Source organism: Brevibacillus brevis (assembly GCF_022026395.1).
In the GTDB taxonomy this organism is placed as follows: domain Bacteria; phylum Bacillota; class Bacilli; order Brevibacillales; family Brevibacillaceae; genus Brevibacillus.
Genome location: NZ_CP041767.1, coordinates 1,957,829 through 1,978,664, shown reverse-complemented (window position 1 = coordinate 1,978,664; position 20,836 = coordinate 1,957,829). Strand labels below are relative to the sequence as shown.

Here is a 20,836-nt window from a genome sequence, read left to right as displayed (position 1 = left end):
CTCGCTCCAGGATAAATTGTATCGGGAGTTTTTAATTGACTATTAAGGCGTAACAGTTCTTTGTAATCGACGCCATATCTTTTGGCGATCTTCCACATCGTATCGCCTTTTTGGACGATGTGTATTCTCAATGTTTTTCTCCTCCCTTGCACCAAACTCCCTAACATCGTATGCAGTCATGGGCGTTTTGCTCCTTGACGCCATTCCTTTGTTGGGAGAGAGCAGAAAAAGAAAAAACCAATCCCTCTAGGAATTGGTCTGATGCATATAAAATGGATATGTCCCGAGCTGACGAACTTGACAGCCAATGGCTTCAATCTCCGCAAACGCCCCTGGCAACAAGACGTCGTCCATCTTCTGCTCAATGTCGATGACAAAATAATAGCTTCCGAGTGCTTTCTTCGTCGGACGTGATTCGATGCGAGACAAGTTGACCTTTCTCCACGCAAAAGCAGCAAGCACTTGATACAATGCTCCCGGGAAATCTTCTGGCAGCGTGACCAGTATCGTCGTCTTTTCCTTGCGGGAAACCGGCAGATCAAGACTTTCCAGACCGACGAGAACAAATCGCGTGTAGTTATTCGAATAATCTTGAATTTGTTCACGCGCAAACTCCAATGGATAGATCTCTACATTTAATCGAGTACCTACAGCAGCCCACGGCTCTTCTGGATGCTCACTCACCATTTTTGCAGCCAATGCCGTACTGTTTACCGTTTCGATCGCTGCTTCTGGCAAATTCTCACGCAAAAAGTTGTGACTTTGCGCAATCGCTTGAGGATGTGACAGCACTCTCGTAATCGCGGACAATGGCAATGGATGCTCTCGTTTTGCCACCAGCAAGTTTTGCGTAATGGGCAGTGCAAGCTCCGCCAAAATAGGCAAATCTACTTCGTGAATGAGCCAATCCAGTGTAGAATTGACCGTTCCTTCAATGGAGTTTTCCATCGGTACGACACCGTATGCCACTTCCTTTTTGGAAACAGCGTCTAGTACTTCAATAATACTTGGGTACGGAACGAAAGATAGCTTTTGTCCGAGCGACAAGATACGCGCTGCTTCTTCGGTAAACGTTCCACGCGGTCCTAGAAAAGCAAGTTTCTTCTCCATGGCTACTCCTATCCACTATGGTCTATCTCTGATGGATTTCTACCTGTACGCCATTTTCGTCCGGTTGCAAGATCATCACGCGGTACGAGATGTCGTGCCCTTTCATCACTCTGTCCACAAATGCACGTAGCTTCTCTAATTCTTCATCTGAAGAGAAGAAACAGAGGATCGTCGGTCCAGCGCCGCTCAAAGCAGCCCCGAGTGCCCCGTGTTCAGTCGCTTTGTCCAGGATTTCGTTCAAGCCAGGTACAAGCTTTGCTCGATACGGCTGATGCAGCCGATCCGACATTGCCCGTCCCATCAGGTCGAGTCTGCCTTGTGCCAGTGCAGCAACTAGCAAACTACTATGACCCACATTATATACAACATCCTCTTTGCTGTACACCTGTGGCAAGACGTTCCGCGCTTTTTCTGTCGAGAGCATGAATTCTGGGATCACGACGAGAGTTTGCAATCCCGCCGGGGCAGAAAATCGCACATAAGGAACGGGGTCTCCTGGTACTTCCGGCATTGTTGCAACAATAATACCACCAAACATCGACGCTCCGGCATTATCCGGATGCCCTTCCAGGCGGGTTGCCTTTTCAAACAATTGCTCACGCGTAAACGGTTCGCCAGCGAGATGGTTGGCCGCTACGAGTGCACCTACAATCGCAGCCGCACTGCTCCCCAATCCTCTTGTCAGGGGGGCATCACTGGAAGCACGGATCGCGAGCTCAGGAATGGCGAGACCTGCTTCTTGAAACAATCCCGCCGCAACTTTGTACAGAAGATTGTTTTTGTCCGTCGGTGTTCCTTGCAGCTCCTTGCCCATCATCTCTACTGTCGTATGATCACTGATTTCCATTTCTACAACAGAATACAACTGGAAGGCCATTCCCAGCGCATCGAATCCCGGTCCCAGATTCGCTGTCGATGCCGGTATGGTTACTTTTACACGCCGTCCATTCATGATACAAATTCTCTCCCGCTTTGACGAACCAGCTCCATCACAGCTTCATGTGTCGCCGGAACTGAACGCGGCTCTTCACCTACCAGCTTCAAAGCAATATTTGGATCTTTTAGTCCGTTTCCAGTCAACACGCACACGATCTGGCTGCCAGGTTGAAGCCTTCCAGCCTCATGCAGTTTGATAATACCAGCCAGCGATGCTGCCGAGGCAGGCTCACAAAACACGCCTTCACTCTTCGCCAGCAAATGATAGGCATGCAAAATCTCTTCGTCCGTTACACTATCGACAAGACCACTTGATTTCGAAATGGCATTCAAAGCGCCATCCTTGCTCGCCGGGTTGCCAATGCGAATCGCTGTCGCAATCGTTTCCGGGTTGGCTACGGGTTCGCCATGAACCAGCGGCGCTGCCCCTGCTGCCTGGAATCCGTACATCTTCGGTAAGCGACTCGATTTTTTGGCTGCGAAATATTCCTCGAAGCCCTTCCAGTAGGCTGTAATGTTACCTGCGTTACCAACCGGAATAGCCAAAATGTCAGGTGCGTCCGTCAGCGCATCGCATACTTCAAATGCCGCAGTCTTTTGTCCTTCGATCCGGTAAGGGTTCACGGAATTCACGAGTGTAATCGGCTCTTTCGCTGTAATTTCGCGAACGATATCGAGCGCTTCATCAAAATTACCGTCAATCGCGATGACTTCTGCACCATAAGCGATGGCCTGTGCCAGCTTGCCCAGTGCGATATTGCCGTTCGGGATCAGGACGATACAACGCAAACCTGAGCGTGCCGCATACGCCGCAGCTGCTGCTGATGTATTCCCCGTCGAAGCACACATGATTGTGTTGCTTCCCTCTTCTACCGCTTTGGCTACAGCCATGACCATGCCTCTATCTTTGAAAGAGCCGGTCGGATTGAGCCCCTCGTACTTGACGTACAGCTCTACCCCCAATTGTTTGGAAAGGTTTGGAGCATGGATGAGGGGTGTATTTCCTTCATGCAAGCTGACCAGCGGAGTTTTTTCCGTGATCGGGAGAAATTCCCGGTAACGTGCCAGAATGCCAGACTGTCGATTAGAAACCATTATTTGTCTCCCCCTTCTACACGGTAGCAGCTCTGCACAGTTGATACGATATCCATCTGTTCCATGTAAGCCAGTACCGCATCCATGTCACTTTTTGAGGACAGGTGTGTAATCATGATAATCTCCGCTTCACGACCGTTGTTGAACGGTTGCTGAATGACCTGCTCGAGGGAAATATTTTTGTCAGCCAACAGCTGCGTAATTTGAGCAAGAACACCGCGTTTATCTGCAACTACGATGCGCAGGAAGTATTTAGAGAATTTTTCGCTGTCTTCTTTCAGCACTTTTTCTTTGTATGGAGCAACCATTCCGCGTCCATTCACTCCTAGCTTTCTGTTTTTGACGACAGTGACCAGGTCAGACACAACGGCGGTAGCAGTCGGTAATTCACCTGCGCCTGGCCCGTAAAACATGGTTTCTCCTACCGCTTCCCCATGTACGTACACGGCATTAAAGACACCATTTACGGAAGCGAGTGGATGAGATTTCGGAACCAGAGTCGGCTGCACACTTACCTCAATCGCCTCTTCGTCACGACGAGCCAGTCCGAGCAGTTTGATTTCATAACCTAGTTGCTTGCCATAGGCGATATCTTCCTTGCTCACGGAACTGATCCCTTTTACGTCTACATCTTCGAGCTTCATCGGTACACGGAAGCCCAGCGTTGCCAGAATCGCCATTTTGCGGGCGGCATCAAAGCCTTCCACGTCGGAGGTTGGGTCCTGCTCCGCATAGCCCAGTGCTTGCGCTTCTTTCAAAACCTCGCTGTATTCTGCGCCCTCTTTGCTCATTTTGGTCATGATGTAATTGGTTGTTCCGTTGACAATCCCCATCATTTTCTCGATACGGTCTGAGGAGAACCCTTCTACTAACGCACGCAAGATCGGTATTCCACCTGCTACACTCGCCTCGTAGAAAACGTCACAGCCCTTTTCTTGCGCTTTCTCTAAAATTTCGGCTCCGTGCAACGCCATCAGATCTTTGTTGGCTGTTACTACGTGCTTGCCTCGTTCGAGTGCGCCCAAAATGTATTCCTTTGCAGGGTGAATGCCGCCAATCACTTCTACGATGACTTCAATTTCTGGATCATCCAAAAGGCTAGCAGGGTCAGTGGTCAGCGCGCTCTCCATGGATGGAATATTACGAGATTTTTCCGCATCCTGAACTAGAATACGGGAAACCTCAATACTGAGGCCTGTTTGCTTTTGTAAATCCTCCTGATGGGCTTGGATAATGCGCACGACACCAGTCCCGACTGTTCCAAAACCCATTAACCCCAATTTAATGCTCTGCTTCTCCATGTCTCTCTCCCCTGCCTTTTCTTTGATTGTTTTTTACTTAGCCTCTACCGACGATCATCGCTTTGCGAACGCCCGGGATCAGCTGCAAGCTATCCAAAAACTCCGTGCTAGATACGCGAAGATTAGCCATATCGACTGACATGGATATGGTAGCAATCCCTTGAAGTGGAATCGTCTGATTGATGGTCAAAACGTTTCCACCTTGATCTGCTACATATGTGAGCACTTTGGACAAGTAACCTGACATGTGATCCAAAGAGAAAGTAAACGTCATAATTTTTTCGCTCATCATCGCATTGAACGGAAAAATGCCATCTTTGTACTTATAAAAAGCACTGCGGCTCAATCCTACCCGTTCAACCGCTTCATTCACGGTATCCACTTCGCCGGATTCCAGCATCTTCTTGGCTTCAATCGTTTTGGCAATCGATTCTGGCAGGATGTCAGATCGAATCAAGTAGAATTTTTCTTCCTTTTTCATGCGTTGTGTCCTCCTGAGAAAAACAGTTGTTTCTTCATAGAGGACATTATAACGGAAAGCATCTCATGTGACAATCCTTATCCGTCACTTTTTTTCATCGGATCATATTTGGTTTACTTTAATTACATGAGAGGAGGCTTCTTCGCGCACAATAATGCGTATCGTATGGAGGAGGTGAAAGGCAAATGGCCGGACGTGGAAAGTCAGATAAATCGGAGCGTCGTAACAATCACCCAGCAGGTAAGCCAAGCAGTCTCGATCAGTTTGGCAATGACATGCGGGGCAAAAAGATGGCCCAATCCCCAAACGTGATTGAAGATCCCAGCGGAAACGGATAAACAAACACAAAAAACCCGGGACATTTTCATCCCGGGTTTTCCTGATTCGATTAGTATGCCAAAGAGGACAGACCGTTGATATGAGTCAAGTAACGAACGTTACTCGCTTCTTTCATCAAGGTTGCTGGCAAGCCTTTGAGCTTCAGTTGGCTTGCACCGATTGTTCCGATTGCGTCTTTACGGCCCAGGCTACCCAGTGTACCGGAGAATACCGGTTTGAAGGTATCCATTTTGGTGCCGTTGAAGTGCGCGAAGAGATTGTGACCTACTACTTCGCCCATTTGCCATGCCAGTTGGGCAGTCGGAGGGAATGGACGACCTTCTGGCCCCATTACAACCGCACTGTCACCTGCAAGGAATACATCAGGGTGAGAAGTGGATTGCAGGAATTCTGTAACAGTTGCACGCCCGCGGTTTACTTCCACGCCGCACTCAGCTACTACGCGATTGCCTTGTACGCCACCAGTCCATACCATTGTTTTGGTTTCAATGGTACCGCCATCTTTCAGGCAAACTGTGATTTCTTTCATTTCCGTTACAGGTACGCCTGTCAGGAATTGAACGCCACGTTTTTCCAGGCTCGTTTTCGCACGCTCAACCAGGTCAGGAGCAAAACCAGCCAAAATGGATGGACCTGCCTCTACGCAATAGATGGATACGTCTGCAAAGTCTACGCCATGTTTGTGGCACAAATTTGGCAACATATCAGCGAATTCCCCAACAAGCTCGATACCTGTCAGACCGCCACCGCCTACAACGAAGGTAACATCTGCTTTATTTTTGCTTGTCTTGTATTCAATCACGCGCTCTTCGAGGTGTGCGCGCAGACGATTTGCTTCTTCTACCGACTTCAGTGTAAAGCTGTACTCTTGCAGGCCCGGGATTCCGAAGAATGCGGTTTCACTACCCAGCGCAATAACTAAAGCATCGTATTTGATGGACTCGCCGCTCGCCAGTGTTACGCGTTGGGAATCGAGACCAATATTTTCTACCGTGTCTACTACGAGGTTAATCTCTTTGCCACGCAGCAATCTTTCCAGAGGGAGCGCTACGTTTTGTTCAGACAGGTTTCCTACTGCCAAGCGGTGCAGTTCCGTAATGATTTGGTGAGTAGGAAAACGGTTTACCACCGTGATCGACGCTTCTTCAGCCGTCATGTATTTACGTGCAGTCAATGCGCTGAGCAAACCGCCATAACCGCCGCCTAGAATCAGAATATGCTTCGCCATGCCCAATCCTCCGTCCTTGTCTTCCATTCCATAATAAAAAAACTAGCGTTTTTGTTGTTGACGTTCTGCTGTTACTTCCAAGAATGCTTGTGCGAAACGCAATGTTTTTTGTACTTGCGGATCTTTGAGCATTTTGAGAATACCGAACAAACCGATCGTAGACTCTTCTACGTGAACACGGTCATTGGCTTCAATGGCTGCTTGGGCAATACCCTTTGCTTTATCAGAGATCGGTTTTACGAACTCTTCCATTCCACCTTTGATGTCGTCGATCAATACATGATCATTTGCAACCGTTTGTACCAAATCATACGTTTTGGTCAAAAGAGTTGTCAGTTCCGCCAATTTAGGCAGATTCGCCACCAATACGTTCAGTGACTCTTGGATTTCTGGTTTCATCAGCTGATCCAGTACATCTTGTTGCTGCGCTGGTGCCAGAGTAGCAGTGCTTGCTACTTCTGCAGCAGCTTGAGCTTGTTGCGTAGTTGTTTGAGACATAAAAAAACGTCCTCCTTTGCTTTGGAATAGAGGCCTTTCATTCTCGATGCCTGTTCAAACGAGTAACGGCCGCTATTCTCCCTGAAAATCCGGTAAAAAATTATTTGTAACATTTTTCACAAAGTAAAGCAAACAACGGATTCGAATAATCAAAAGTGAATGATTTCACAAGTATTTATTCAGGAAAGCGTACACAACAAATCATAAAGTGAACAGGCTCGATTTAGAACTCTATGTACACTACTATATACCTTCTTCACAGGAACATCAAAGGAAAAAAACCGCTTCCTTAGGAAGAAGCGGTAGTTGAGAGCCTTTTATAGTAATCTTTGATGATTTCATGGTGCTTCTCATTAATATCCGTAAAGATTAATTCAATGATTGATTGCTTGTCCTGGAACGTTTTTTCCACGATTTTCGCCATCATGACGATCTCCTGCGCTTGCTTCGGTATCTTGAAAGACAAATGGAGAAAATCGCCCTTTGACACATAACCGTCCGTTCCCAAAACAAGACGGGTTGGAGAGAATTTCAGCAACACTGCCTCGCCTTTTTCTTCGATCGGTCTAGCTCCCATCACCTTGTAAGGGACAGAAATACCGAGATCTGGGGAGATGGGATCCTGCTTGCGCTTTTGTGTAATTTCTACCCCTACACTAATCGGAATCATCCCTAAAAGCTTGATCGGCCAAAGCGTTTGCTCCGAAACTACTTCCAAATCAATAGTGTTCACTGCCGCATCCGTCTCCCAACGAATGCGCACAGTTGATCCGAGAAGCTCTGCTTTTGTTTCAGGCTTCATCTCATACGAAACGACGAGATAACTGCCCTTTGCATGTTCAACCAAAACTTGGACAGGTGTCTTCACCTGCTTGGAGATGATTAGCGGTAGCGTCGCACCGCGTTGGAGTCGTTTATCCCCCAAAAATGGGTTCAGTGATGGGATATCAATCATGGTTTTTGTCACTCCACAAAGTCAAACTCTAATTTGCCGATCCGAACGGTATCCCCGTCTTTTGCTCCTAGCTTGCGCAGAGCATCATCTACACCCATACTGCGCATTTGTCTTGCAAAACGCTGGGCTGCATCATAGCTGTTCAGATTCGTCATGCGTACGAGTTTCTCGATCTTTTCACCGCTGACGACAAACACATCATTATCACGCGTAATCTCGAATGCCTCTGGTTCTTTTTCTGCTCGGAAGACCACGCGCTCTTCCACTTCCGCAACTTCCTCTACAGCAGGCTTGTCCGGAATCGTCGCCAAGGTATCCCCGATCGCATACATCAGTTCTTGTACGCCTTGACGGGTTGCAGCAGAGATTTCGTACACCTTCACATCTGGAGCTTTTTCCTTGAAAATACGCAGGTTTTCCTCTGCTTCTGGCAATTCCATTTTGTTCGCGACTACAATTTGCGGACGATCTTCGAGCTTGAGGTTATACATCGTCAGCTCTCGGTTGATCTGCAAATAATCCTCGTATGGATCGCGTCCATCAACCGCTGCCATGTCAATCACGTGGACGATCAAGCGTGTACGCTCTACGTGACGCAGGAATTGATGACCAAGGCCTACACCTTCATGCGCGCCTTCAATCAATCCTGGCAAGTCAGCCATGACGAAGCTCTGCTCCCCCAAATCCACAACACCCAGGTTCGGTGTCAGCGTCGTAAAGTGGTACGCCGCAATTTTTGGCTTCGCAGCTGTTACACTGGACAGCAGCGTGGACTTTCCTACACTCGGATAACCAACCAAGCCCACATCTGCAATCAGTTTGAGCTCCATGACAATGTAACGCTCTTGACCTGGCTCACCGTTCTCCGAGATGTGTGGAGCTGGATTCGAAGAGTTGGCAAAACGAATATTGCCTCGTCCACCACGTCCGCCTTTTGCGATCACAGCACGTTGTCCTTGCTCCACGAGATCGGCAATTACTTCTTTGGTATCATCATCAATGACAGTTGTTCCCGGTGGCACGCGCACGACCATATCTTCCGCGCCTGCTCCGTGCTGAGATTTGTTGCGGCCATGCTCTCCGCGAGGTGCTTTGAAATGTCGTTGATAGCGGAAATCTACCAGTGTACGCAGACCTTCATCCACGACAAATACGACATCTCCACCTTGACCACCATCTCCACCCGCTGGACCACCCAGCGGTACGTACTTCTCCCGGCGAAAGGAGACGGCTCCATTACCACCGTCCCCGCCTTTTACATATACTTTTACCTGATCGACAAACATGGTGTCACCTCTTTCATTCCGCGAATGGAACCACCAATTTCAGGACCCATTCTTCTTCCGTATGTATCCACTCGGTGACCTCCACCGTACTCTGTTCGCTTTTACGTATCAGCTTTTCCAATTCTTCCATTCCCGATGCACGAAGTACACCGGCCAGGTCAAAACGAAAATGAACGCCACGCTCATCCATCTGCAAGCTCACTTGCATGCTGGCTGCTTCGTATCCACTCTGGTCTACATGATCGTTCACTGTGCATAATATCTCTGACACCAACTGAAACAAGTCTTGCTCGTTCAAAACTACTCGCGTGAGATCCACATGATTGCACACGTCTACTTCTAAAAGCAATTCATTGTTCAGTGCGTTAAATGTCAAGAAGAAGACGGACAACAAGGAGCTATTCAATCGGGCCACCATCGATTCCTGCATCGCCATCTGTGCGATGCGCTTCAAATGGGCCTCTCCTTGTTCAGTACGGTTCAAATGCAAATAGCCGAGCAGAACCTGAACATGGTTCAACCAGTCATGCCGCTGCCTGTTCAGAACGGTCAGCAGTTGGTCTGTCTGATGCGTAAACAGCCTCCGCTCGTCCCTCATCACATTCACCCAAGTCGATAAGAATATCTTTCCCATCTATTGTACCATAAAAAAACCTCTTTCGAGGCAAAATCATAGAAGAGCGACCGCGTTTTACTGGAAGTTTTTATGCGCTCCGGAATTTTTAAATTCCTGCTCGTTAAAAAAGAGCCGGACAAAAAGAAAACCCAGCTATATCGCTGGGTTTTTCTTAACAAATATTTACGCTTCGGAAGCAACCGGCTCGATCACAACTTGTTTGCGATCACGGCCCAGACGCTTGAAACGAACAACACCATCTGCAGTTGCAAACAGAGTGTCGTCTCCGCCTTTCATTACGTTCGCACCTGGGTAAATCTTAGTTCCGCGTTGACGAACGAGAATGTTACCAGCAGTAACGAATTGCCCGTCGCCACGTTTCACGCCCAGACGTTTGGAAATGGAATCGCGACCGTTCTTTGTGGAACCTACCCCTTTTTTCGATGCGAAAAACTGAAGGTCCAAGTTAAACAGCATGTTCATATCAGACACCTCCCTGCCATTTACGATCATTTACTTTTACGTATTTACCGTAATTCGCCTCAACTGACAAAAGAGCAATTACCATGCTCTCTGCCAAAAGCTGTTGTTTCTCGCGTGCAGTCTCATCCTCTGAAGAAGAAAGACTCCACTTCAAGAACCCACCGCCTTCTTGTGCGACAGCGACATCAGGAGTGATGCCGGTCAAAGGTTGGATGGCGTTTAATATACCAAAGCTGATGCCTGATACAGCAGAACAAACGATGTCTGCCCCATAGGCACCCGCATTGGCATGTCCGGAAATACTAATTTCATGGATACCGTGCTGCGCACGGCTCACGATCACTTCAATCATAACAAGTCACCAATTAAGCGTTGATCTTCTCGATCACAACTTTGGTGAATGGTTGACGGTGACCTTGCTTGCGACGGTAGTTTTTCTTGGCTTTGTATTTGTACACGATAATTTTTGCAGCTTTACCGTGTTTTTCTACTTTACCAGTTACCGTTGCACCAGCTACTGTAGGAGCTCCTGCAGTAACTTTGCCGTCTTTGCTTACGAAGAGAACTTTGTCAAAAGTAACAACGTCTCCTTCGTTGCCAGCCAATTTCTCGATGAAGAGAACTGCTCCCTCTTCAACTTTGTATTGCTTTCCACCGGTTTCGATAATTGCGTACACTGTGTGCACCTCCTATACTCAGACTCGCCTTTACAGGTGCGTCGACAAGCGACGGCTTATGTACCTGATTCGTGCGGTTACAGTATGCACGAGGCATATCTGCATGACAACCATTAGGTTATCATAGCTACAATAGCCCAGTCAAGTTATTTCGATTGTAATCGCTGTGCCTCTGCCCGATTTCCGACGTATCCAATTTGAAAATTGTCTGGACTCATAGAAGGGACCAGCCGCTTATAGATCTGGACAGGCCATGTAATTCCTTCTGCTTTTTCCCACTCGTCTATCATATCCAACACTCTTGGTGGCATGTCCACGAGAACAGCCTCTGCATCTTGGCTCTTTGCCAAAGCGGTGACTTCCGCGTACAAGCGCCGGAACAGCTCGTCTACTCGCCAAACTCTCCCTCGACCCTTGCATGCCTCACATGGCTCCGTCAACCGCTCCATCAGGCTCGCACGAACTCTTTTTCGCGTCATCTCGACTAATCCGAGCGACGTCATCCCGAGAACAGTCGAAGGCACAGGGTCCTTCGCCAGCTCTTGTTTCAATCGCGCGATCACTCGTTCCTTATTGCCCTGCTCTTTCATGTCAATGAAATCAATGATCACGATGCCACCGATGTCTCGCAGCCGCAGCTGCCGGGCAATTTCAGCTACCGCCTCCAGATTGGTCGCCGTCACTGCCTGCTCCCGCTGTTGCCCTCCCCCACCAGTGAATGAACCGGTGTTTACATCGATGACCGTCATCGCTTCTGTCCTATCAATGACCAAGGACCCTCCACTCTTAAGCGGGACTTGTCGATCACGAGCACGAATCAACTCTGCCTCGACTCCCAAGAAGTCAAAGAGCGGCTGTTTGCCCTGATACCAGCGAAGCTTCTCTTGTACTTCCGGAGCAAGAGCTGCCAACGCCGCTTTTACCTCCTGATGAGTCGCCGCACCTTCTACCAACACCTCATCCATTCCGTTCGCCAAGCCATCTCGGAGCGCTACCTCAATCAACTCGGCATCCTGAAAAATCCGCCCGGTCGAGCGCAGTCCCTCCGCTGTTCGCAGCATATCCTGCCAGCGTTTGCGCAAATAAGTCAATTCACTAATGAGTGTCTGCTCTTCTGCTTCCGCTGCTTCCGTGCGCAGAATGCAGCCTTCCCCTTGCTCTACTGTCGAAGAGATAACCTGTTGCAGTCGTTTTCGTTTGGTATCATCGGATATTTTACGCGAAAGTGAAATGCTTTCTTCAGTCGGAAGGTACACCAGGTAACGCCCCTGCAAGCTGATCCGCATCGTGATTTTTGGCGCCTTCATTTCCATCGCCTCTTTACTCACTTGAACCAATACCTTTTGCCCTACGTGAACACGTTCCGCAATACTTGGTTTCGCTGTTCCACCCGGCTCCACACCGACCGTGTCATCTACGTACAAATAAGCATTTTGACCTGTACCAATATCAACAAAAGCAGATTGGATACCAGGCTTCACATCTGCGATCCGTCCTTGATAAATGTCACCAACGCTTGCGTGTGTCCCCACATCCTGTGTACGCCATTCCTGTAATTTCCCGTTTTCCATAAATGCGATGCGGATGCTGCCACCTTGTGCACTGATTGCTACTTGCTTCACTGCTTTCACTCCTTATTCCCCGTACAAACGTTGCCCAAAAGAAGGATAACCGGGCTCATAGGAAGTAATCTAACATAGCTACCAAGTCAAGGTAAAGGAGATAAACCATGATTCATACTGGTGATCTTAAAATAAGAACATTATCCCCTAACGATTCCGTTCATTTAGTCAAATGGCTTTCTGACGAGCGCGTTTTGGCCTATTATGAAGGTCGCGATCGGCCACATGACGAGTCCCTCGTACTGCAAAGCTTTTTTTCAGAAGACGACGGTGAAACCCGCTGCCTGATCATATACGCGGATAAACCAATTGGCTATGTGCAATTTTATCCGCTCGATGCCCCGGCAAAACAACAGTATGGGTATGCAAAAGACGACGTTGTCTACGGTATGGACCAGTTCATCGGAGAGCCTATTTACTGGAATCGCGGTATTGGCACTCAGCTCGTTAAAGCTATCCTCCACTATCTCCACACGGAAAAACGAGTTCAAAAAGTAGCCATTGACCCGCAAGCATGGAATGAACGAGCCCTCCGTTGCTACGAAAAATGTGGCTTTCGAAAAGTAAAAGAGCTTCCTCGGCACGAATGGCACGAAGGAAGCATGCGTGATTGCTGGCTGATGGAATGGATCGCTCCTGCTGATTAAGGACTAATGTCTAAAGGAGCTTGCCCACTGCAGCGTCGTGCTTTTGCTCAAACAAAAGGGCATACAAGAGCTGTTCCTCTGCCAAGAGACCCGCCCCTTGTACGTAGAAAAGATGGGAGCATCCTCGCCGAAGCTTGTGCGAGACAGCCAGTACCGTTTCCTCGGGATGCACGCGTATCGCTTGAACAGCAGCTTCTTTTTGCTGCCGGTCGTATTTTTCCACCAGGAAGCGAAAAAATTGATAAGGAAACCGCAAAAACGCCTGAATGTTCAACGTCAATAAATAAATCCCGATTACTGCTAAGTTGTACTTCAACTCCAGGCTGGACATCCCCACCATGATCCCCGCAAACAGCGTACTTCCGGACATCGATATCATCGTCGCCTGCCTATACGACATAAACCAGCATAGAACGGCCAACAAGATTCTCCCGCCATCCAATGGCCAGATTGGCAACAGGTTAAACATCGCAATCGTCAAATTGCTTACCAAGAAAAAGCGGGCCCACTCTTCCGTCCAAATCCCCATAAACCAAAACAAGTACGAGGCAGCCATCATCACCATATTTAAGAAGGGCCCTGCGAGCGCCACGACAATCTCATCCATTGGGTCCGTAGCATACGAGTCTTCCATCGTCGCTACTCCACCAAAAGGCAGAAGCTGCACTTCTTTTACGGTCCATCCGAGCTCACGCGCCATCGCTACATGCCCCAATTCATGGATCAGCACGATGACAAACAAGGTAATGACCTCCAAAAAATGGCCTGTCACCACGGACAAGCCAATCACCGCCCAAAATAGCAGGTGAATGCGAAACCGAATGTCGAGCCAGCCTCCCCTATTCAAACGGAATCACTTCCAGGGGGTTTACAAATTGCTCATTCACTTTGGCCCCTACATACAGATGACGTGATGTCTGATCCATTACCCGAGCGGTTCCGATGACTTTACCAGGTGCAAGGACCTCGTCCTTCGTCACCCCTATACTATCGAGATTGCCCAGCCATATCTCCCGCCCTTTGGTTAGACGAACAATCACTGTCGTCCCATAATCAGGCTTTTCACCGACAAAAGCAACCCAACCAGCTTCTCCGATCGTGATTTGATCGTTCATACCCGTATGCAGGATCACATTCGCACTCTCTGGATCATAGGATTTTACGACTTTCCAGCTATTCGGGAACTTCCATACCGCACTTGCATCCTTCGTCGTGCTCGTGGCTGGCACGGCAGGGGGATTGGTAGGTATCGAAGGAAGCATCGTCGGAATCGGTCCAAATCTCGCTTCATACCAGTCCGCTACGCCTGAAAAATTAAAGTCCCGTGTCATGACTTCCTTCGCGGAGCTTTTCCATGAGGCAGGAATCAACGTTGTTTGAAACAATACATAAGCAGCACCAATCAATAAGACAGATGCTAAAATTTGCACGCCCCACTTTTCATGGGACGGTGGTTGGTCCATCAGATCGTTCTCGCGCGGCGAATCATTGAATGGGTTTGGCGTTTCTTCGATTGGATCTTTCCAATCATCGACGTACGGAGTATAGCTGTCTCGCGACTGTGTTCGGATTCGCTCCAAACGCTCCCTCCGTCGTTCTTTTACACGATCTGCTCTTTCAAACATGTCCATCCCTCCGCAGGCCAAGCCTTTAGTATCATCCTATGACTTGTCTATCTGCTTTATGACGAGCGTTGTCCTTCTCCAACGCCCCAGCGTATCGGCTGGAAATACGCAAAAAAGACAGTCTCCCCAATGAGAGACTGCCTTTGAATCTGTCAATTTTTACAGTTTAGTTACGCTAGCAGCTTGTGGTCCACGGCTACCTTGAACGATTTCGAACTCAACCTTTTGACCTTCGTCAAGAGATTTGAAACCTTCTGACTGGATTGCGCTGTAGTGTACGAATACGTCGTCGCCACCCTCAACTTGGATGAAGCCGTATCCTTTTTCTGCGTTAAACCATTTTACGATACCTTGTTGCATGAAACAAAACCTCCCTGAACATTACGCCCCACGAGGCGAAAGAGTGTAGCGTTAACCTCTTTTTTACAGATAAGCCTTTTGCGTCAAGGAAAAAAAGTCATACGAATTGCGATTGACAATTGGTGACGTCACTCACAATACGTACGACTCCATACCAATCAATCAAACACTATAACTTGTAAAAATGGTTAACTTAGGATGATTTTAGCATAAGTATTTGCATTTGTCACGCATTTCATGAGTGTTCAAAAAGTCTTCTATTCAACACCGAGAAAGTGGCGAGAACCGAAGACTTTTTGAACAACTATTTAATCAAAACGCAACTTGTCCTTACGCATCCCAATGTTGAGGACCACACCAATGATCAGGAAGTTGGTTACAAGCGAGCTCCCTCCGTAGCTAATGAACGGTAGCGGAATACCCGTAATCGGCATCAACTGAATTGTCATCCCGATATTCTCAAAGATCTGGAAGGTAAGCATCCCTACGACACCCGCGACAACGTAGGAGCCGAACGGATCTTTTGCCTCCATCGCGATACGGATCATTCGGTAAATCAATACGAAAAACAAAATCATCAGCAAGCCCGCTCCGACAAAGCCCAGCTTTTCTGCAATGACGGTAAAGATAAAATCACTTTCTCCTACCGGCACCCATCCAAAGCTCGCTTGTGTGGGCGTATCAATCCCTTTTCCGAACAGTTGCCCTGAGCCGATAGCAATCAAGGCTTGCTTGAGCTGGAACCCTCGTCCCATCGGTTCAAGATCCGGGTTCATCCAAAAGACGATCCGATCCCACTGATACGGCTTGATAATCTTGAAAAAGATATCCTGCTTGTATTGATACAACAGTGTCATAGCGGCAAAAAAACTGCCGACCAGCCCGCCCATATACAATACATGCTTCATCCGTATACCACCAACGATTAGCATAGTGGCAAGCATACCCGTATAAACCATCGCTGTACCCAAATCGGGCTGAATTAAAATTAAAAGCAGTGGTACACCAACCAAAGCCATTACCGGAATCAGCTTATAAAAATAGTAAAACCGATCCTGATCGTTTGCCCTCTTGGACAAGAAGCGGGCAACCGTTATGATCGTGAACAGCTTCATTGGTTCAGAAGGCTGAAACAACACAGGGCCAAGGTCATACCAGCTCGTCGTATTGTTAATGGGCTTTGTTTGAAATACCCCGATCAACAGAATCAGACCGAGTGCATATAAGACATAGGCCGTGTTGTGGAATAGACGATAGTCAAATAGCAATGTCACACCTAACACAATAAAGCCGATCACATACCAAATGACCTGCTGATGCGCCTTATCTACACCTGCCGCAGAACCGGAAATCCCCAAATAGCTGAAGACACCCAGACCTGCCATAATCAAAATGATGGTCCAGTCAATGGTTTTTAAATGACGTTTTTCCAGGTCCATCCGTTTCCTCCTAGAAAACGTGACTCCCCTCTATAAAAGAAGGGAGCCATGTATTACCTATTTTAGTCCAAAGAATTTACGCATTTTGTGGAACACGCCCGCTTTTTCTTCCAATGGTTGCAATGGAACAGCTTCACCCAAAAGTCGACGAGCGACGTTCCGATACGCGATAGAAGCACGTGATTCATGATTCATTACAGCCGGCTCACCTTGGTTCGCGGATTTAATGATATGATCATCATCCGGCACTACACCAATTAAGTCAATGGCTAACAAATCCAAAATGTCTTCTACATCCAGCATGTCGCCATTTTTCACCATATGGGAGCGAACGCGGTTGATCACCAGCTTAGGCATTCCGATTTTTTCTCGCTCTAACAGGCCAATAATCCTATCCGCATCGCGCACGGCCGCTTTTTCAGGTGTAGTCACGACGATTGCTTGATCAGCCCCTGCCACCGCATTGCGGAAGCCTTGCTCAATACCCGCAGGGCAATCGATGATGACATAATCATATTCCCGCTTCAGTTGCGTAATGATTTCCTCCATCTGCTCAGGAGTTACTGCTGATTTGTCCTTGGTCTGAGCAGCCGGGAGCAATGCCAGATTGTCAAACCGCTTGTCTTTGATCAGAGCTTGCGGCAATCGGCATGCGCCTTCTGCAACATCTACCAGATCATAAATAATTCGGTTCTCAAGTCCCATGACTACATCCAGATTGCGCAAGCCAATATCGGTATCTACCATGCAAACTTTTTGTCCCAACAATGCGAGCGCCGTTCCTAAATTGGCGGAAGTGGTCGTCTTACCCACGCCGCCTTTACCGGAAGTTACGACAATTCCTATCCCCACGTCCGTTCCTCCTCTTTCCCTCAACCCTCACGCTTTTTCTCACCCAAATCAGGGCGAATTCGCGACAAGTAGTTCATTTTCGCTACCAGCATGATCTCATTTTCCAGATAGGCAAATTCTGTGCCTCCGGAATTATTCGTCCATTCCTCACCCGGCTTGCTAATCACATCTGCAATCCGCAATTGAGTAGGACTCATGACTGCAGCCGCAATAATTACCTGTGAGTCACCGGAAATACCTGCGTGTGCGTACCCTCTGAGATGTCCCAGCACGTAGATGCTTCCTGTACTGCGAACCGTCCCACCGGGATTGACATCTCCCAATAAGAGCAAATCACCGTCAAACTCCAGAACTTGCCCAGAGCGTACCGTATTTACCTGTATGGAAAAATGGGTTTTTAGGCGTTCAGCCATAGCTTCTTCCCGCGTGATCAAATCGGATTCGATTGTATGGATCACCAGGTTGCCCTTTGTCCGAATAATTTGAGTCAACTGCTCTTGTTGCTCGGGTGAGCAGTATCGTTTTCCCAATTTTATAGATACCCGAATGAGTGGCCCCGACAAAATCTGTTGGTGGCTATGCTCTATTTTTTCACGCATATCGGCCAGCAGTTCGTCGAAGGAACAGGTATCATCCATAAAGAAGACGAGACCCTCTTTAGTCCCTTTGATCGTGACCTTGCTTTTCACAGTCGTCACCGGTTTCACCTCGACCGATACCATTCGCCATGCAGAAAGATTTTTCCTGCTCTGCGTGAAAAAATTGCCGAATCGGGTCAATTGGTGGCGTTTTACAAGAGCTTGACTCGATTATTCTCTCGGGCTTGATTGCCCTGGACAACCATTGCGGTTACTTCGAGGACGATGGATTTGGCTTCGGAACCCCACCAGTTAGGACCCCTGGATTCAGTTCATTGTAAGCTTCGAGCAATCGACGCGAGATCGGACCAGTAGCATCCGAACTGGATGTACCATCTCTCAAACTGTTCGGCGCAACGACGACGAATACCAGTTGAGGATTTTCATAAGGCGCAAAGCCGACAACCAGTGCATTTTCCGCTGGCTGCGACGTTTGTGCCGTACCAGACTTGGCTGCAACCGTGAACGGCAACCCATTGAATCGTTGAACGGTACCACCTGGTTGAGTAACCAACCGCATCCCTTCTCTTACCACCTGTATATACTTCGGATCGATATCAACCCGGTTGAGCACTTCTGGTTCAATGACGGAGAGCGTCTGTCCTGGTTTCTTCGGATCGGTGGTTCCTTTGCGAATTTCTTTTACAAGATGGGGGCGTACCCGATATCCTCCATTGGCAATGGTCGATACGTATTGACCCAGCTGCATCGGCGTGAACAAATCATATTGACCAATCATCACGTCCGCCAAGTTCCCGAAGTACATGTTCTGGTTTTCCCAACCGGTATGTTCATTCGGCAGATCCACACCTGTTTTCACACCAAGTCCAAACTGGGCATTGTAGTAATCATAGACAGAGAACTGCTTCTCCCAGCCATCTTTCCCTTTTCTTGCTAAGCGAAGCGCCATTTCGTACATATACGTATTGTTCGACACCTGCAAGGCACGACGAGCATTAACGGCTCCATGACCACCCGCCTTCCAGTTGCGTTTATACGTGTTTCCGACATACAATCCGCCTCGGTCATAGATGACTTCGTTCGGTGTAGTCAGCCCCTCCTGAAGCGCAATCATGACAGACAGTGGCTTGTAGGTAGAAGCAGGAGGATACGGCGTATAAATGAATCTGTTTGATTCGTTCGGCAAAATAAGCGAGGCGTAATTCTCGTTGAATTTCTTACGGTCGTAATACAGATTCAAATTGTAATCTGGATAACTCGCCATCGCCAATATTTCGCCCGTATTCGGATTCATCACCAATACATGTGCGTCTTTAAATGCTTTTGGAGTAGACGGGCGCTTCTTGAATGCTTCAACCTCTTCTTTCAAGATGGCCTCTACCTTGCTTTGATAACGCCAGTCCATTGCCAAAACAAGATCGTTTCCTGGCTCAGGGGATTGGCGCATCTTTTTCTCTACGGTCTCCGAATTTTTGTTCACGTGCACTTCCATGATCCCGTTTTTGCCACGCAAATAACGTTCATAGGAGCTCTCCAGTCCGGTTACACCTACACGATCAATAGCGTTGTAGCCTTGGGCCTGATATTCTTTCAAGCTCTCAGGGCGAATCGCGTTGATATAACCGAGAAAGTGAGTACCAAATGCTGAACCATCCGGATCTTCGAAAATTTGGCGAACAGGCTCCAACTCCACACTAATTCCTGGTAGTTCAGTACGCCGTTCTTCGATTTGGAACATTTCCTGCTCCGTGATGTTTACCTTGACACGTCTCGGAATGTAGCTGGCCATCTGCGGTGAACGCATCTCTTGTAGTAAAGAGAGCTTGTGCCACTGAAATTGGCGTTGCTGCTCTGTCAGCGGAAGTTTGATATCCATGTCGAACAACGAGGCATAGCGCAGCAAATCCATGTCAGACTTATCTGCCAAGCCCACGGGAGTTGGCAAAACTCCGATCTGATCCTTCACTTTTTTGGCGAGGTCATTGCGATCTTCCTTGTCCAATTTCAGAGTGAGGGTCATATTGGCGTTTATCGCCATTTTTAACAGCTCGAAGTCAGTAGTGTTCGCTTCCGTAATCGCGGGTGTACCAGGCTTGGCGGCATTCAGCTTCTTAATAAGGTCTGCTCTCTCCTTGTCATCAAAAGGAGAACGAACGCGCATCCCAAGATACACAGCAGTTTTTACCAGTTCAAAGTCTGACATCTGATCAACGGACTCTGCTTTCGGAACGGCTTTTAACTTCGCCGCAACCTTTGCCTTGAGATCGTTTGTTTCTTGCGCATTGAAAGCAACAGGCAAAGTTGATCTCAATTCAATCGTCTTCTTTAACAGTTCCTTATCCGTACCAATTTTGCCACCATCCGGAATGAGGATTTTAGCCAGACGATCCGCGACTTTCTCTTCATCAATGTCCTGCCCTTGTTCTTCAACGTATTGAACGGTGTACACCGGCTTATTCGAAACAAGTACCTCGCCATTTTTATCCAAGATACGGCCACGAGGAGCAGAAATCGGTAGTTCACGAATACTGAACTTTTCCAATTCATGCTTGTACTGTTCACCTTCCACCAGCTGCACGAAGGCTAGTCTCAAAATAATGGCGGCGAAGAACAAAAATACAATCACAAACAATATATTGAGCCGAATAGGTATGTCTGATTTCGGTTCTTTGACTTCTTCCACGAAC

The 20,836-nt window shown here is 48.0% G+C and carries 23 protein-coding genes, 1 pseudogene and 1 other annotated feature; of the genes and pseudogenes, 2 read left to right on the top strand and 22 right to left on the bottom strand.

Annotated elements, in window-relative coordinates:
* Positions 1-44 precede the first annotated feature (44 nt).
* The 6 genes and pseudogenes from FO446_RS09730 to FO446_RS09705 all read right to left on the bottom strand — a co-directional run.
* A pseudogene (locus FO446_RS09730) lies at positions 45-98 on the bottom strand (LysM peptidoglycan-binding domain-containing protein); the annotation flags it as partial.
* A gap of 148 nt (positions 99-246) precedes the next feature.
* The gene (gene pheA, locus FO446_RS09725; protein ID WP_088906742.1) at positions 247-1,110 is read right to left on the bottom strand and encodes a prephenate dehydratase; all 864 of its coding nucleotides are present in this window, start codon (positions 1,108-1,110) and stop codon (positions 247-249) included.
* Between the two features lie 22 nt (positions 1,111-1,132).
* Positions 1,133-2,062 (bottom strand): homoserine kinase, encoded by a 930-nt coding sequence (gene thrB / locus FO446_RS09720; RefSeq protein ID WP_173608464.1) that lies wholly within the window; start codon positions 2,060-2,062, stop codon positions 1,133-1,135.
* A complete protein-coding gene (gene thrC, locus FO446_RS09715) occupies positions 2,059-3,141 on the bottom strand; it encodes a threonine synthase (RefSeq protein ID WP_237900518.1) in 1,083 nt (360 codons plus the stop codon). Before thrC ends, thrB begins: the two co-directional genes overlap by 4 nt.
* On the bottom strand, positions 3,141-4,442 hold the full coding sequence (locus FO446_RS09710; RefSeq protein WP_173608466.1) for a homoserine dehydrogenase: 1,302 nt from the start codon (positions 4,440-4,442) through the stop codon (positions 3,141-3,143). Before FO446_RS09710 ends, thrC begins: the two co-directional genes overlap by 1 nt.
* Positions 4,443-4,479: 37 nt before the next feature.
* Positions 4,480-4,923 carry an ACT domain-containing protein gene (locus tag FO446_RS09705; protein ID WP_106656758.1) on the bottom strand — a complete coding sequence of 148 codons (444 nt, stop codon included), beginning with the start codon at positions 4,921-4,923 and terminating at the stop codon, positions 4,480-4,482.
* 185 nt (positions 4,924-5,108) lie between these two features.
* On the opposite strand from FO446_RS09705, the gene FO446_RS09700 reads away from it, so the two are divergent.
* The gene (locus tag FO446_RS09700; protein ID WP_164724500.1) at positions 5,109-5,261 is read left to right on the top strand and encodes a hypothetical protein; all 153 of its coding nucleotides are present in this window, start codon (positions 5,109-5,111) and stop codon (positions 5,259-5,261) included.
* 50 nt (positions 5,262-5,311) lie between these two features.
* Here the strand turns inward: FO446_RS09700 and FO446_RS09695 are convergent, their stop codons facing one another.
* The 9 genes from FO446_RS09695 to FO446_RS09655 form a co-directional block, all read right to left on the bottom strand.
* Positions 5,312-6,490, bottom strand: coding sequence for an NAD(P)/FAD-dependent oxidoreductase (locus tag FO446_RS09695; RefSeq protein WP_237900516.1), 1,179 nt, complete (start codon positions 6,488-6,490; stop codon positions 5,312-5,314).
* Between the two features lie 42 nt (positions 6,491-6,532).
* Positions 6,533-6,988 (bottom strand): helical membrane plugin domain-containing protein, encoded by a 456-nt coding sequence (locus tag FO446_RS09690; protein ID WP_047072800.1) that lies wholly within the window; start codon positions 6,986-6,988, stop codon positions 6,533-6,535.
* 289 nt (positions 6,989-7,277) lie between these two features.
* Positions 7,278-7,943, bottom strand: coding sequence for a PilZ domain-containing protein (locus FO446_RS09685; RefSeq protein ID WP_173608468.1), 666 nt, complete (start codon positions 7,941-7,943; stop codon positions 7,278-7,280).
* A gap of 8 nt (positions 7,944-7,951) precedes the next feature.
* Entirely contained in the window at positions 7,952-9,229 is a 1,278-nt protein-coding gene (gene obgE, locus FO446_RS09680) for a GTPase ObgE (RefSeq protein ID WP_173608469.1), read from the bottom strand.
* A 13-nt stretch (positions 9,230-9,242) separates the two neighbouring features.
* On the bottom strand, positions 9,243-9,827 hold the full coding sequence (locus tag FO446_RS09675) for a Spo0B C-terminal domain-containing protein (RefSeq protein ID WP_237900514.1): 585 nt from the start codon (positions 9,825-9,827) through the stop codon (positions 9,243-9,245).
* Between the two features lie 201 nt (positions 9,828-10,028).
* The gene (gene rpmA / locus FO446_RS09670) at positions 10,029-10,322 is read right to left on the bottom strand and encodes a 50S ribosomal protein L27 (RefSeq protein ID WP_005832382.1); all 294 of its coding nucleotides are present in this window, start codon (positions 10,320-10,322) and stop codon (positions 10,029-10,031) included.
* Between the two features lie 7 nt (positions 10,323-10,329).
* Entirely contained in the window at positions 10,330-10,680 is a 351-nt protein-coding gene (locus FO446_RS09665) for a ribosomal-processing cysteine protease Prp (protein ID WP_173608471.1), read from the bottom strand.
* A gap of 13 nt (positions 10,681-10,693) precedes the next feature.
* Positions 10,694-11,005 (bottom strand): 50S ribosomal protein L21, encoded by a 312-nt coding sequence (gene rplU / locus FO446_RS09660; protein WP_047072807.1) that lies wholly within the window; start codon positions 11,003-11,005, stop codon positions 10,694-10,696.
* Between the two features lie 10 nt (positions 11,006-11,015).
* Positions 11,016-11,094 (bottom strand) — a sequence feature (ribosomal protein L21 leader region).
* A gap of 57 nt (positions 11,095-11,151) precedes the next feature.
* A complete protein-coding gene (locus FO446_RS09655) occupies positions 11,152-12,627 on the bottom strand; it encodes an Rne/Rng family ribonuclease (RefSeq protein WP_173608472.1) in 1,476 nt (491 codons plus the stop codon).
* 107 nt (positions 12,628-12,734) lie between these two features.
* On the opposite strand from FO446_RS09655, the gene aac(6')-35 reads away from it, so the two are divergent.
* Positions 12,735-13,274 (top strand): aminoglycoside 6'-N-acetyltransferase AAC(6')-35, encoded by a 540-nt coding sequence (aac(6')-35, locus tag FO446_RS09650; protein ID WP_232774111.1) that lies wholly within the window; start codon positions 12,735-12,737, stop codon positions 13,272-13,274.
* Between the two features lie 10 nt (positions 13,275-13,284).
* On the opposite strand, the gene FO446_RS09645 is transcribed toward aac(6')-35, so the two are convergent.
* The 7 genes from FO446_RS09645 to FO446_RS09615 form a co-directional block, all read right to left on the bottom strand.
* A complete protein-coding gene (locus tag FO446_RS09645) occupies positions 13,285-14,121 on the bottom strand; it encodes a M50 family metallopeptidase (protein ID WP_232774112.1) in 837 nt (278 codons plus the stop codon).
* Positions 14,114-14,899 (bottom strand): M23 family metallopeptidase, encoded by a 786-nt coding sequence (locus FO446_RS09640; RefSeq protein ID WP_232774113.1) that lies wholly within the window; start codon positions 14,897-14,899, stop codon positions 14,114-14,116. Before FO446_RS09640 ends, FO446_RS09645 begins: the two co-directional genes overlap by 8 nt.
* A gap of 159 nt (positions 14,900-15,058) precedes the next feature.
* Positions 15,059-15,259: a cold-shock protein gene (locus tag FO446_RS09635; RefSeq protein ID WP_005832370.1), complete on the bottom strand. Its 201-nt coding sequence runs from the start codon at positions 15,257-15,259 to the stop codon at positions 15,059-15,061.
* A gap of 308 nt (positions 15,260-15,567) precedes the next feature.
* Positions 15,568-16,698: a rod shape-determining protein RodA gene (gene rodA, locus FO446_RS09630; RefSeq protein ID WP_173608476.1), complete on the bottom strand. Its 1,131-nt coding sequence runs from the start codon at positions 16,696-16,698 to the stop codon at positions 15,568-15,570.
* Positions 16,699-16,755: 57 nt separating this feature from the next.
* Complete coding sequence (gene minD, locus FO446_RS09625) at positions 16,756-17,550, bottom strand: septum site-determining protein MinD (RefSeq protein ID WP_048032107.1); 795 nt, start codon at positions 17,548-17,550, stop codon at positions 16,756-16,758.
* 20 nt (positions 17,551-17,570) lie between these two features.
* Positions 17,571-18,248 (bottom strand): septum site-determining protein MinC, encoded by a 678-nt coding sequence (minC, locus tag FO446_RS09620; protein ID WP_026042972.1) that lies wholly within the window; start codon positions 18,246-18,248, stop codon positions 17,571-17,573.
* 151 nt (positions 18,249-18,399) lie between these two features.
* Positions 18,400-20,832 (bottom strand): peptidoglycan D,D-transpeptidase FtsI family protein, encoded by a 2,433-nt coding sequence (locus FO446_RS09615; RefSeq protein ID WP_221869295.1) that lies wholly within the window; start codon positions 20,830-20,832, stop codon positions 18,400-18,402.
* Positions 20,833-20,836 lie beyond the last annotated feature (4 nt).